At 58.1% G+C, this 12,548-nt stretch carries 16 protein-coding genes and 1 pseudogene; 6 read left to right on the top strand and 11 right to left on the bottom strand.

Translation table 11 applies throughout. The annotated features are described in order from the left end of the window. The 3 genes from ACUCV3_RS26320 to ACUCV3_RS26310 form a co-directional block, all read left to right on the top strand. The coding region (locus tag ACUCV3_RS26320; RefSeq protein ID WP_482241405.1) for a hypothetical protein at window positions 1-276 on the top strand (276 nt) is incomplete at its 5' end. A 13-nt stretch (window positions 277-289) separates the two neighbouring features. Next, a complete protein-coding gene (locus tag ACUCV3_RS26315) occupies window positions 290-475 on the top strand; it encodes a DUF2256 domain-containing protein (protein ID WP_313337160.1) in 186 nt (61 codons plus the stop codon). A 4-nt stretch (window positions 476-479) separates the two neighbouring features. After that, window positions 480-773 (top strand): DUF3253 domain-containing protein, encoded by a 294-nt coding sequence (locus ACUCV3_RS26310; protein ID WP_122927979.1) that lies wholly within the window; start codon window positions 480-482, stop codon window positions 771-773. 7 nt (window positions 774-780) lie between these two features. On the opposite strand, the gene ACUCV3_RS26305 is transcribed toward ACUCV3_RS26310, so the two are convergent. The 8 genes from ACUCV3_RS26305 to ACUCV3_RS26270 all read right to left on the bottom strand — a co-directional run bounded on the left by ACUCV3_RS26305 (window position 781) and on the right by ACUCV3_RS26270 (window position 8,565). Beyond that, window positions 781-1,929: an extracellular catalytic domain type 1 short-chain-length polyhydroxyalkanoate depolymerase gene (locus ACUCV3_RS26305; protein ID WP_482241404.1), complete on the bottom strand. Its 1,149-nt coding sequence runs from the start codon at window positions 1,927-1,929 to the stop codon at window positions 781-783. A gap of 363 nt (window positions 1,930-2,292) precedes the next feature. Beyond that, complete coding sequence (locus tag ACUCV3_RS26300) at window positions 2,293-3,153, bottom strand: glycosyltransferase family 2 protein (RefSeq protein ID WP_048939465.1); 861 nt, start codon at window positions 3,151-3,153, stop codon at window positions 2,293-2,295. Beyond that, window positions 3,153-3,734, bottom strand: a complete 582-nt coding sequence (locus ACUCV3_RS26295; protein WP_048939464.1) for an SAM-dependent methyltransferase — start codon at window positions 3,732-3,734, stop codon at window positions 3,153-3,155. The genes ACUCV3_RS26300 and ACUCV3_RS26295 overlap by 1 nt, the downstream gene beginning before the upstream one ends. After that, window positions 3,731-4,396, bottom strand: coding sequence for a PIG-L deacetylase family protein (locus tag ACUCV3_RS26290; RefSeq protein WP_080993733.1), 666 nt, complete (start codon window positions 4,394-4,396; stop codon window positions 3,731-3,733). The genes ACUCV3_RS26295 and ACUCV3_RS26290 overlap by 4 nt, the downstream gene beginning before the upstream one ends. Continuing rightward, complete coding sequence (locus ACUCV3_RS26285; protein WP_482241403.1) at window positions 4,393-5,499, bottom strand: acyl-CoA dehydrogenase family protein; 1,107 nt, start codon at window positions 5,497-5,499, stop codon at window positions 4,393-4,395. Before ACUCV3_RS26285 ends, ACUCV3_RS26290 begins: the two co-directional genes overlap by 4 nt. After that, a complete protein-coding gene (locus tag ACUCV3_RS26280) occupies window positions 5,496-6,545 on the bottom strand; it encodes a glycosyltransferase (RefSeq protein WP_482241402.1) in 1,050 nt (349 codons plus the stop codon). Before ACUCV3_RS26280 ends, ACUCV3_RS26285 begins: the two co-directional genes overlap by 4 nt. Further along, entirely contained in the window at window positions 6,542-7,462 is a 921-nt protein-coding gene (locus tag ACUCV3_RS26275) for a glycosyltransferase (RefSeq protein ID WP_482241401.1), read from the bottom strand. The genes ACUCV3_RS26280 and ACUCV3_RS26275 overlap by 4 nt, the downstream gene beginning before the upstream one ends. Beyond that, window positions 7,459-8,565, bottom strand: a complete 1,107-nt coding sequence (locus ACUCV3_RS26270) for a glycosyltransferase family 4 protein (protein WP_482241400.1) — start codon at window positions 8,563-8,565, stop codon at window positions 7,459-7,461. Before ACUCV3_RS26270 ends, ACUCV3_RS26275 begins: the two co-directional genes overlap by 4 nt. A gap of 717 nt (window positions 8,566-9,282) precedes the next feature. Between ACUCV3_RS26270 and ACUCV3_RS26265 the strand changes: the two genes are divergently transcribed. Then, window positions 9,283-9,492, top strand: coding sequence for a hypothetical protein (locus tag ACUCV3_RS26265; protein WP_482241399.1), 210 nt, complete (start codon window positions 9,283-9,285; stop codon window positions 9,490-9,492). A 93-nt stretch (window positions 9,493-9,585) separates the two neighbouring features. Here ACUCV3_RS26265 and ACUCV3_RS26260 read toward each other — a convergent pair whose 3' ends face one another. Then, entirely contained in the window at window positions 9,586-9,864 is a 279-nt protein-coding gene (locus ACUCV3_RS26260) for a hypothetical protein (protein WP_048939460.1), read from the bottom strand. Between the two features lie 398 nt (window positions 9,865-10,262). On the opposite strand from ACUCV3_RS26260, the gene xth reads away from it, so the two are divergent. Further along, on the top strand, window positions 10,263-11,024 hold the full coding sequence (xth, locus tag ACUCV3_RS26255) for an exodeoxyribonuclease III (protein WP_482241398.1): 762 nt from the start codon (window positions 10,263-10,265) through the stop codon (window positions 11,022-11,024). A 33-nt stretch (window positions 11,025-11,057) separates the two neighbouring features. Here the strand turns inward: xth and ACUCV3_RS26250 are convergent, their stop codons facing one another. Further along, entirely contained in the window at window positions 11,058-11,324 is a 267-nt protein-coding gene (locus ACUCV3_RS26250; protein ID WP_482241397.1) for a hypothetical protein, read from the bottom strand. Window positions 11,325-11,389: 65 nt separating this feature from the next. Next, a complete protein-coding gene (locus ACUCV3_RS26245; RefSeq protein ID WP_482241396.1) occupies window positions 11,390-11,968 on the bottom strand; it encodes an alpha-ketoglutarate-dependent dioxygenase AlkB in 579 nt (192 codons plus the stop codon). A 214-nt stretch (window positions 11,969-12,182) separates the two neighbouring features. Here ACUCV3_RS26245 and ACUCV3_RS26240 point away from each other — a divergent pair. Continuing rightward, a pseudogene (locus ACUCV3_RS26240) lies at window positions 12,183-12,281 on the top strand (IS5/IS1182 family transposase); the annotation flags it as partial. Between the last annotated feature and the right edge of the window lie 267 nt (window positions 12,282-12,548).

The raw sequence follows: 12,548 nt of genomic DNA, 5'->3' as shown, positions 1-12,548 counted from the left end.
ATATGCAAGGTGGTGGTCATGGAACAGGATTACGCGCATGGCCGCCGAGATGGTTTACGGCTGGCACTGTCGATCCTAGCGGCAGAGGAGGCAAAATGGGCAGTTCTGCTGGGCGAGAGCCGATCGTGGCGAACCAACGTGACGCGGGAGGTGCGACATAAGACATTGCAGGTCGCACAACAGCGGCTGCATACTGCGCTAAACCGCCTGACGCCCAAATCCGACCAAGCCTTGGATCCTGAGGTAGCATCGGCACTTGAGAAGATCGGGCTCTGATCCTGATCCTGTCATGACCCACCACAAGCTGAAGCGTCTCTTGAAAATCGGCATTGGTCGCGGACGCCGATTCATCTGGCGCAGAAGATGGACGATGGATTGGGAGCAGGTGAAATTTGTTCCGAGCGCTGCCGCAGGCAAGACGGCACTGGCAATTGCGGAGGTGACCACATTGAACCCGGCGCCCATCCTTCCCTAGGCCAATGACATCTGACATTGCCCTCGAGCGGATAGCGGATGCGCGAAGGACGATTTTGCAGTTGCTCGCCCGCCGCACAGACCAAGCGACAATCTGTCCAAGCGAGGTCGCACGAATGATTGCCGGTAAAGTGAGCGCTGATCCGGAAGGCCCCTCGTGGCGTCAAGTGATGCCGGTCATCCACGCCGCAATCGATCAGCTAGTGGCGGAGGGGGTGGTCGAGTTGAGTTGGAAAAGAAAGGTCATGGCGTCGCGCTATGGTCCCTACCGGATCGGCCGTATTCAATCTACAAGGTGAAGTCTGCTCAGCGGATGAGGCCCGCGGCACGGAGTGCATCGTGGATGACTTTTTCTACGCCTGCATTCCCTGATATATTCGGTCGTGAGAGTTCGGAGGGCAACGCGTCCAACCGGGTTCCCTTTGATACCGGCACACTCGGAGTGCCCTTAAGAGCTTCTCCATCCGATTGCGCGAAATTGGGCTCCGAGCCTGCCTTTAACAGGCCCCAGGACGATGCTATCCGGCGAGTGGATGAGATGCCCGCTTCGAGCATATGCGGCATTGCCATTCCGCAAGCATCCTGCCCAGTTGTGGAGAGTGGCGTTCCGTGGCCCATATTGGAAATGCGATAATCCTCGATAAGCGGGCGTCCGGCTGCATCGTTCCAGGAGCGCCGGCGGTGTCCGGCTATCTGCTCTGAAACATTTGGTGCCGCCTCCAGACCGTGGACCGAGCGCCACTGAGCAAGAATTGCCTCCGCATTGGAACTGTGGACCGTCGCATCGGCGCTGCCATGCCATATCGAAATGCGTGGCCAGGGTCCGTTATGGTCTGACGCGCGACGGACTCGATCACCTAGATCCTCCGCTTCGAAAGCTCCACATCCCCGCATGGCTTCAAGCGCCTGCGGGATATTCGACGCCAATCCGTACGGCAGGCCGGCGATGATCGCGCCGCCTGCAAACAGTTCCGGGTAGCTGGCAAGCATGACAGAGGCCATTGCGCCCCCTGCGGAAAGACCTGTCACGAATATGCGCGACGGGTCGACACCATGGCTATGTACCATCGCCATGATCATCTGTCGGACGGACAGCGCCTCGCCAAGATCGCGGCCATTGTCAGTGGGTGAGAACCAGTTGAAACAGAGATTAGGGTTGTTTGCGCGCTGCTGCTCTGGAAACAGCAGAATGAAACCGTGCTCATCTGCTAACTGAGACCAGCCCGCGCCGCGATCATAGCCTCCGGCAGTTTGCGTGCAGCCATGCAATACCGCGACGAGCGCAGGCTTCTCAGCAATCTGCTCTGGCACATAGATTTTCGCCTTCAATGCGCCTGGGTTTGTCCCAAAAGCATCGAGGTCTGCCAAGCGATTTGGACCATCGAATGATGTCGGGGGCGAGTGGCTGGCGCGCATGGCTGCCAGTCGGGCGATTGTAGCGGATAATTTGGACACGCAAAAAACTCCTATCCTACAACAGCAGCCGTCCACCCTCGATAATTTGCTTATGCTGCACTGCACAATATGGGGGTGGTTCGGCCAGCCCGCAAGGCGCGATGCTGTGATCTTCATGATATCGAGAGAAATATATCTGTCGGGAATTCATGGAGGCGCGTCATGCGACATAAGTCACAAAGCGCTTGAGATATGAGCGAGCGGGAGCCTGACACGGTCCGCGACCCCGCGCACCAAGCACCGACTATGCAAACTCTGTCTCGTATGGTGGGGAGGTGGCTTTGGTGCCAATCCACGCCTACGCAGGGGGACCGCTAATCGCTTGTTTCAAATGTCAGCCGCCTGTTCAACGTGGTTATCCTGCTAGCTTTGATTTGATGTCCAGTTTGCCGGTTCAACCTTTGCGCCTATCATCTCGGCTCGTGTCGGTACGCGAAGCTGGACAAGCTTATCTCCTTGGCGCTGCACGATGCCGAGACGCTCAAACGCTCCGAGCCAGCCCTCCATCGGCCACTGCTTCCAGCGCGTATGGAAGCGCCGTGCATTTCGCACAATATCATCGAGATGCTGCAGCGGTGGATCGTAACTGTCGTGATATTGGTGGCAGGCTATGGCCTGCCCGACAAAAAGCAGCTTTAGGCCAGTTGCCGCCGCTCTGAACCCGAAATCTGTGTCTTCAGCGCCGTAGCCGATAAATTCTTCGTCGAACCCACACAGCGCTTGGAACGTCTTGCGCCGCAGCGCGAAGGCTAGCGACCAGAACAGCCCGGCATTTGCCTCTTCTCTTACGCCTTTGTCCGGAAATGAGCGCACCGGATGGGCCCGACCGCGCTTCAGCAATTCTGTCTCGGTCCAGGAGCTGCGGGCATCATCTGGGCCAAGATAACGGATATCCGCGCATAGAAGAGCATCATGTTCGCTCAGGGTATCAGCCAGGAGCCCGATGCACTGTCGCATGGGGATGCAATCGACATCCAGAAATACGAGCTTGTCATTACTGGCCAGCGAAGCTGCTCGATTTCGGGCTGCTGCTAGCGGAAGGCCTTTGGCCTCGAATTGGTCGATATGCACGCGGAACTGAGCTGGTGGCAATGTGACCGGATCATCGCTCATATCAACGACAATCAGTTCATCGGGTTGGCGATCACTCCGCTGCAAGCCCTCTACAAGCTGCGCCAGATGCAGGCTACGGTTGCGAACGATAGTGAGTACGGAAATGCCCATTATCGACGGTTCCACAGGTCGAGTCGGTATTTGTCCTGCCTTTCGGCCAGCTCCACCGCGAAATCCGAACCTAGTTCGGTCCAAAGAGCCTCGACCGCCTCGTCGCCGCTATGAGGGTAATCAGTCTCTTCGGTATAGTGGACAAGGATTATTCGGCCGCCGGAAACAACCTGATCGCGCAACCATTCACTTGCCCGATCCAAATCTACAAGGTCCCAGTAATAGGCGACCTCGGACAGAATGATGAGGTCGTAGCCTTCGCCATCCGGTGTCTCGCGCGGGAACGCCATCTGTGCGAGCGTTACGCCAGGACGGTCGCCCACCCGTTCTCGCGCCTTCGTGAGCGCCTTAGTGCTGATATCAATTGCCAGCAAGCTATCGCAAATTGGAGTCAAATGGCTGGTGAGAACACCATGTGCACAGCCGATCTCAAGCGCACGGGCATATCGGCGGTCCGCCAGGACATCATGGGTATAGGCGAATTTGGCTGCTTCATAGTGGCTGGATGCCAGATCCCACGGATCATCATTTGAGGCGAATATATCATCGAAATATTCTGCGTTGAGGCTCGTGACATTCATTGTCGATCCCTTCTCAATGTCAGTATGTCCCGGGCGGGCATGCGCAGCATTTCGCGCGGGAGCCTGAAGCCATTGCCCATTATCGGCGACATCTGGCTGCGATGCGCTAAAAGCGCGTGTCGCCTGCGTCCAACGGGCATGGCTGGCGTCGCAATCCGTCGGGCAAAGGGTGGCGGATCGCTCCACACATGAAACGCGAATAACGTAACTGGCCGCTTTGCCCGGCGCGTAGCGGCCTTCGCAAGTCGATAGGCGGCGACATGGTCGCAATGCGTCTCGCTGTAGTCGGACACTGCAATCGCATCGATCCGGCTCCGGCGGATGAAAGCCGCAAGTCGATCAGCGTCTCGGCTGAAAGCTTGGCTGTCGATAGGATGGGGGTGGGCGTCGCGCCACCCCATCCAAATCGCCGGGGCGGCGGCAGCATTTAATCTGCCAATGGCGTGCCGGGCTTCCTTGCGTCGGGTGATCGCTATGCGCGGCGTACCTTCGGGATGCGATCCCGCGCCGTTGGTGAGGAAGACGATAGCGCCTAATCGATCGCGGGTGGCGCAATGCGCTATCAGCGCGCCCGCCCCTAGCGTTTCATCATCAGGGTGGGGTGCCAATATGAGCCAACGCGCCTGCGACCAGCGGCTGCGCAAAAGAGTCTCAGCGTTCACCACAAGCGTTCGCCCTCAACCCAGATATCATGGTCAAGAAGCGCCTTGGCGGCCTCGTCGCGGGCATGATCTGGACCTGCCTGCCGAAGATAGAGAGATAGGTCGCGGACGATTTTGTCAGCACGTTGCCCGTCAAGGGCACTTTGTGTCCCGAGGATCCTCGCGGCGGCCTCCATCACAATGAACCCGGCATCCTCGACGACACCGCGTGTCATCCGAGCCACGGCTACGGCATCGTCATGACCAGATGCGAAACGATGTGCGGCTTCCGCCACCCAGAAGCCAGCGGTTCGCACGGCAACGGTGGCATCGGCGAACCGCGCGCGCTGGACAGGATCTTCGCGCGCCGCGTCGCGCATGGAGCGCCGAATTTCTGTGACGAGCGCTTCAATTCCGCCAAGCTGTGCAGCGCAAAAGCGCCAGGCCCCGGCGGTAAAACGGGGATCCCGATCATAGTCACCTGGCTTGCCCAGTAGCATGTCAGGTTCAACCTTTACATCGTCCAGCACATAGCGTCCGCTCACGCTCGCGCGCATGCCTCGGACCCGCCATCCTGATAGGTCGGCGCGGACTTTCTCATTAGCGCGAACAATGACGAGCCGACGGTGCTCGCCTTCACTCGCGGCCGTTACAAGCGCGTAATCGAGCCCTCCGGCCCCGCTGGCAAATATCTTCTCGCCAAATAGTGATGGGACAGCCTCTCGCGTCAATTGCACGCCGGGAGATGGCTCGGTCGCCCAAACTCCGAACCATGCTCCGCGATCGAGGGCTTTTGCCAGCCAGTGTAACTGATCGGGCACCCCAAAGCACTCGAACAGGGACATAGCGTTAACATGACCTTCGTAGAGCCGAGCAATGCTGAGATCGCCGCGACCTACTTCGCGCAAGGCTCTCGCCATCGTGCGGCAGCGCGTGGCTTCGTCTTCGAAAGGGAGGCCCCCGCATATTTGGGGGGCAAACCAGCGATGGTGACCGCTTTCGATAAGGGCCGACATGCTCTCGCTGGGGAAGTTGGGTGCCGCGTCATAGCGCGCGCCGAACATTGCCAGTCGATCGACAATGTCGATCGTTCCGGGGGCCTGACCTTGGATATCGGGGATCACGTAGCACGGCTCCTGTTTGCCGCCGATGCGCCGGCAAGGTCGTCCAACCAGCGGGCGACGGGTTCCGCTCCACCTGTGTCCATCAGGCAGTCAGGCCAACATCTAGCGCGCTTGATCGCCTGATTGATCATTCCTGGCCATTTGCCGGCTGGCGGCCATTCAAAGCATGCGATCGCGCCGCCTACAGCCGCAAGCTTTCTCGCCTTCGATACCTGTTCGTCAAATGGGCGTGGTTCCGGCACACAGATGAAAGGACGACGCGCCCTCAATACCGCGCTGACAACGCCGTCTCCCCCACCGCCTATAACGACCGCTGAAGCTGCGATCTGCGCATCGGCATCATCGACCCATCCGCGTAATTCTAGATTGTCTGGAAAGAATGCAGGCACCGTGCAGGGACCAATAATGCGAAACTTGCGCTCGGGGGTCGCGAGAGCAATTTCGGCCCATCTATTCCCGTCAGAAATGCCGCCCCCGCGCCCGAGGACAATTAGTACGACGCCATCGCACTCAATTGCCTGGCTGCACGCTGATCGGACGACGCCAGGAGCATAGAATGTCTTTTTGCGAACCCAGCTGGGAATTTCATCGTCGTCCAGGGCTTCGTGGAAGGGGGCAAGTAGAGCAGTTGCTCCGCGGAAAGCTTCAAGATGCGCAGCATCGAGTCTTCTACCGTTCAAACGGACATAGACAGTGGGCACAGATGCGAGACGCGCAAGCATCGCCACCTCGGCCGATACGTCTACTACCATCAGACGTGGGCGCGCCTGCGCGATCCAGGCTGCCATCAATGCGGTGCGCTGCCGGATCCCCTCATGGTCCAGCGGCGCATAATGGAGAGACGAAGGCCGCTCGGAACCGTCAATACCCCAGAACTCATCATCGAGACGGTCATCAGGCAGGTCGAGGCAGGGAAGGCCTTCAGTCCGTGCCGTCAGCCCGGTCCCCAGCAACGTGACGCCCCCCAGCGACCGACAAAGCGCGATAGCGCGTTGACGGTGACCGTCTCCATGATGATGGACATAATAGCCGATCGGGCGGCTCATGAGATAGCGGCCGGCTCTGGAAGCGGCATGTCACAGGGCAATGGGGGGAGGGCGCGTTCCGCATCTACAAAAGCTGCTGCGCTCATTTCGCGCCTGGCCTTAAACCGCCATCGTGCGCGCGCCTCCCAATGCGATAGAGCCGGAACGAAAGGTGTGTCCCCCCTCTGTGTGCAGCCCAGCCACCGCCGCATGTCAGCCGACATGCCGCCATCGGCGCGCCCCGCGGTACGGGATGATGCCCGCGTCCATACGGCATTGGGGTGAACTAGTTTGCCGCCCACTTCGATCGCTGCTTCGACCAGGGCACGGTCCTCGCCTGTGCGAAGGAGTGGCACGCGGCCTGCGCGGATGTAAAGATCTGACGATAGCGCGAGGCTCGCGCCCGTATGATCGCCATGCCGGGGCGGCATGTCCCAATCAACCGGATCGATCGCATCCTCGATCGCGCGCACCGTACCCCAATAGGCGTCAAAGCGACGACGCAGCGAAAATATCTCCGGTGATTGGGCGGCTTCCAACTCATCCAGCTCGATCCGACCGCCAATGATCCGATCAAGAGTGAAATGCGCAAGGATGGCGTCCACCCAGTCTACCGGGGGCCGGCAGTCAGCATCAGTGGAAATCAGTAAGCCGCGCGGGCCCACTAATTCGGCGCCAAAATCCATCGCGGCGCGACGAGCAGACCCGACGTGCGCAAAGACGGGGGCGAACTTTCGCTGGATCATTTTGAGCGGGAAGCGTGCGTTGAAGCGTTGGGCGGCATCGAGAGCGACGGTGTATGTGGCATCGCTACTGTTATTGACGCAGATTGCGACAGCGAAGGGCATACGCGTTCCCTGCAAGGCTAAGGCTTCGATTAGGCGGCCGATATGCTCTGCCTCGTTGCGCGCCGGCACGCAGATACAGACCTGCCTCATGCGACATCCGCGACAGGCAGGAGCCCAATATCCGACTCGTTCGGGATCGCGACCTGCGCCATTGCAAGGCGTCGATACAAAGCCTCATACTCGTCGACCATGCGCCGCGAGCAGCAATATCGCTCGGCATATGCTCTGCAAGCGCTCCGCTCGAGCGCCGAGGCGGCAAGTGCTGCCGATGCGAGAGAGGAAACATTGTCCGGCTCGGCGAGAACGCCGCAGTCAGGCTTCAGGAGCGATGGTACGCCACCACGCGCGAATGCGGCGACAGGGGTCCCACAGGCAAGCGCTTCAGCCACGACCAGACCGTAAGGTTCTTCCCAGCGCGGCGTGCAAAGGGCGGCGACAGCACCGCCTACAAGCTTCGACAACTCGATGTGAGAAAGATGCCCGACATATTCGATATCACCTCCCAATCGGGGTGCGATGAGCTTTTCGAAATAGCCTTGGTTCGAGATCGGGCCGGCGATCTTTAAGGGCAACCCCGCTAGCCGCGAAGCGTTGATCGCATAGTCCAGCCCTTTTTCAGGAACAATCCGGCCATACCAAACGAGATAAGCCTCCCGGTTGGCGATGGGCTGATAGGGAAAGTGCCTGAGGTCGATACCATTGGGAATGACATACTCGGCATTCGCTACATGGCGCCACATCGCGGCTGTGGCTTCAGAGACCGCCACATAGGTCATCGATCCGCGATTGAGCCTGATCCCGCTCTCGAGCCAACAGAAGGGCGGTGTATGGAGGGTTGTCAAGACAGGAGCCGCCAGCGTGTCGGACATGCTGACCGGAAGATAGTGCAGGGAATTGTTGTGTATGATGTCGAACGAGCGTGTCCGCAGTGCGGTCATGAGGCCCAGATAAGCGTGATGTTCGCGAAAGAAGGCGACATCATTTGCCTCAGCAGTACCTGTCTCGAGAAGTGAGGTTTCCTCACAGATTGCTTCTAGTCCCAGGCTTGGGTCGGATCGCGTCGAGGCGAAAAGGGTGACATCATGGCCACGTTCCCGAAGCGACCGAGCGAGGATATGCGTATGCATTTCCAGACCGCCAGCGAATGGCTCGCCAATAGCATATTTCAAATGGGCTATGATCGCGATACGCACTCCACACTCTCCCGGCGACGATGCGCTAGGAATGCGATCGGCAGCTGTTCAACCCAGATGTTTTGATAAATTTCCTCAGATTTAGCTTCAAATGACAGGAAATCGTTATAATCTGGATCAATTTATAACCTGGATCAGTATTGGTAGGTGGGCGTAGCATAAGTTAATTATCGCAAATATTTATGTAAATTTCGAAATATATCTTGATCCGAATTGATATCTTCGATCGTGGACCGTGTTGCGTAGAGGGAAAGAGTAATATTTGTGGAATATAGCAAAGTTTATATTTGAGTTGGGTCGGTTTCTTGAGGGCTGGCAGTTTGCATAGAACTTTGCGTCCATGCCCATCTTGATTATGAGCTGGCTGGTCCGACGGACCTGCTCTCGCAGATCGAGGCCGCTGATACTCCTCAGCAGGCGATCGAATGGAGGGATCCCATCCTTCTCCGGGCCGAGCATGTCGCTTGTCTCCCTGCGCAGGATCGCAATGAGAGGCGGATATGGTTGCGTACGCCCGGCAAGATGATCAACGACTATCGAACCAGGATAACCAAGCGGTCATTTCGCTTCAACCGGCGCACGAGTCGATTATTCCATAGACCTGTCTTCTCGCAGAGAAGTTGGCTCTCTGCACGAGCCCGTCAAAGTAAGCTGGAAGCAAGGGGCATGCCGACAAAGCCCGCGCCGAGCCCATGCTAAAGCGTGGGCGAGCTTTCTATGAGTATAACCAACTCTCGCGGCATCGAAGGTGAAGATATCCGTCGCGGTCGCGGCAAGGGGGGGGACGGCGAAGTCTTCTTTCTCTCAAGTTATCTTTGCCGAATCGGGATCACTGGCTTCGACGGATTCCCAATTGGCGAAGCGCGAGCCAGTTTTCCCTTCTGCTATAATACTGGCCCGGCGGGGCTGATTTTTATCGTTCGTTGATTGCGCCGGGGTATGAAGGCGAGGACGTGGCACAATCCTCTATGCTCAAACGTCTGGACGATCGGCTGAACACCAATCGACGCAATGCACAGTTCAGGCGGCAACTGCACCTGCAAAGCTCAAGAGAAGCATTTCGCGCGCAGCCTTGAGGCATAGCTCGAATGTCGGACCACCGATGTGGCTCTGCGAGCCATCGAGATGTCGGACGCTTATTTCCCACAGGCTGTCCGACCGGATCGCGCATCGGCGCATCTCACCGTCGACAAATGAGATTGGCTCCTGGATATGTTCGCGATGCAGCAAATATCGCTCCACGCTTATTGCGCTTTCTCGGTGCGCATTATGCCAGAGCCGGAAATTTTCCGTGTTCATAGAAAGCCATTCCAATATCCGGCAATCTGACATCCCAGTCTCCAGGAAACGCAACAATCTTAAACGGGCGGCTGCACGGAGACGCGTTCAAGCTACCAATGTTCCGAACAAAAGTCGGAACTTAACCTGGCTCAGTATGAAAGCTGCGCGGTTCCCCCAGAAATGTTCCGGAAATGATCGATTTCATCGATTCACCCTGTGAAAGCCTGCACTGCGGAGCCTGGGCGCTCAGGGAGAGGAATATGTGCGGCGAAAAGTCGCGTATAGACGTTATGAAATTATGCTCATGCTGCCCGACTTCGCACTCGCTTCCTTGAATGAGCGCGGCTACCCGGTCGAGGTGGGGCGGATATTTGAGGGGGTCAGGCCGAGACATATCTGTTCCGCCTGCTCACGCCATGAAGATCGCAACCTACAATCTCAAGGGCATCAACGGGCGGGTTGAGCTGCTTTTGCGCTGGCTCGCCCTTGCCGAGCCGGACGTGGTATGTCTGCAGGAGTTCAAGGCGTCTAATGAGCGCTTTCCCGAGCGCGCTATCCTCGACCATGGCTATGAAGCGATTTGGCTGGGGCAGAAAAGCTGGCATGGTGTGGCGATATTGAGCCGGGTTGGCGAGATTCACGATACGCGCCGGGGGCTTCCGGGCGAACCGGAGGATGTGCAGAGCCGCTACATCGGGGCCGCAGTGGACGGTGTGCTGATCGTCGGCCTCTATCTCCCAAACGGCAACCCAGGACCCGGTCCCAAATTCGATTATAACTTGCGCTGGTCCGACTGGCTGCATGATCATCTTTCGACGCTTGTGGCCCTTGATTCTCCGGTGGTGGTTGCTGGCCACTTCAACGTTATGCCGACCGATTTCGACGTCTATGTACCTGATCACTGGCGCGACGATGCGCTGTTTGCCGCCGAAGTTCGCGAGGCTTATGCGCGGCTGCTAGAGCTGGGGTGGACCGATGCGTTGCGCCATCTTCACCCTGACGAGCGCATCTACACCTTCGGGAAATATTGGCGCAATTCGTTCGAGCGCAACGCAGGCCTTCGGATCGATCACGACCTTTTGAACGACGAGGCGGTGACGCGGCTGATATCGGCGGAGGTCGATCGCCGTACACGCGGGCGGGGACAGGACCAGCGACCATGCGCCGGTTATCATTAAATTGCCTGACAAGACGAAACGCAAACGAATGCGCTAATCAATTCCTTCGGGGAGGCTAGCATACCATTGTGCATAGGGGCCTGTGCGTGCGAGATGGCGGTTAAGGTCGGGCGTGCCATCGTCCCACCAGACCGGGCCACGTTCGCCGAGCGCCACCTTGGCTTGATGAACCGCTTCATGCGCGATTGTCTCGGCTACATGATCGGCCGTGCGCCTGGCCGCGCCGACGGCACGGCGGGCGTCCATCAGTTCCTTCACCAAGCGCTGACGCTCGTCAGGCTTTAGAGCAGGGTTACTCATGCGCCAGAGCCGCCCGCGCACTACGAAGTAGCGTCCATCCGGCGTGACGGGGTAGGGGCGACTGCTCACGCTGTGCGAACCTTTTCAGACATGTTTCGGAAGGTGATCGACCAGCGCGGCACCTCGATAGGTGCGATACTATGTTCCCAAATGTGACGCACTTCACCAGACAAATGATAGATTGAGCGCCGCGGCAGCGAGACTTTGGCGCGGTCGAACCCGGCACTCGTTCGGCGGCGCAGACGCAGCACGGCTTCATTGCCAAGCGAAATGCCCACGACATGCTCGAATACTGGCCTGTCCTTATGCCAGCCAATGCCGGCGCCCGGATCATAGCGGATCAGCAGAGCCTGGGCGAGATCGTCCGCAGCAAGCCCGACAACAGAAGCGGTGCGGCTTCGCACTTCGAGAAGCCAGTCCGGCATTGGTTCGGACGGCGCGAAGCGCATATGCTCGAAATCATAGTTCCAGCCGTAGCTGTAGGTCAGGCGCTTGCCTGTCCATCGCTGGAAACGGAACGGGGTTAAGTTACAGCCATTGATCTTATCGATTAGCTCCGCTTCCTGTACTTTGGTCAGCATATCGTCACGCATCGCAAGACCAGGAACCACGGGCATATCGAACAGATCTAGCGTCGTCTTCATCCAAGCCATCGCGTGTTGGTGCAGCAGGCGAGCGGAGCCCATGCTTCGGATTGCGATATAGGATCCATTACCGCCGATTACACCAGCACAGCCATTTGCGCCAGACCATCTCAGTTCAGCAAATGCCGAGCCATCCCATCGTGGGCCGCGTTCATCTCCTCGGCCCCTGGGGATTTGTTGATCAGGGGGGGGGCACGCAGCAGGAGGCGACCTCGTCGCCAACGATCTCGAGCTAACCGATATATCTGCAATTGCTCTAATTTATGCCGCCGCTGCCATCGTCCTCATCAGGTGTATCGCTGGTCACGCATGAGGCTCAAGGACAGTCTCTTAAAGGTGCCCGCCGAAAACCTAATCCGTTCGTCGGGGGATGCGGAAACGTTGACTTGTGCCAAAGACCCGTTGTTCGGCGAACATCCAGCTGCCGGGCTGCAACGCGCCTAATACTTACGCTTGTCGGGGCATCGCATATCGCTAGATCCGGCCATTCACTCTTGTTGACAAGAGCAAAGTGAAAAAATCGCCATTCCCGTACTGGCCGCTTCGATTAAGCTCGTCCATATTACGTCAAGAGCCTAAC

The organism is Sphingobium sp. VMM (assembly GCF_056790315.1).
The sequence above is the reverse complement of the archived record's forward strand: the minus strand, read 5'-3'. Positions and strand labels throughout refer to the sequence as shown.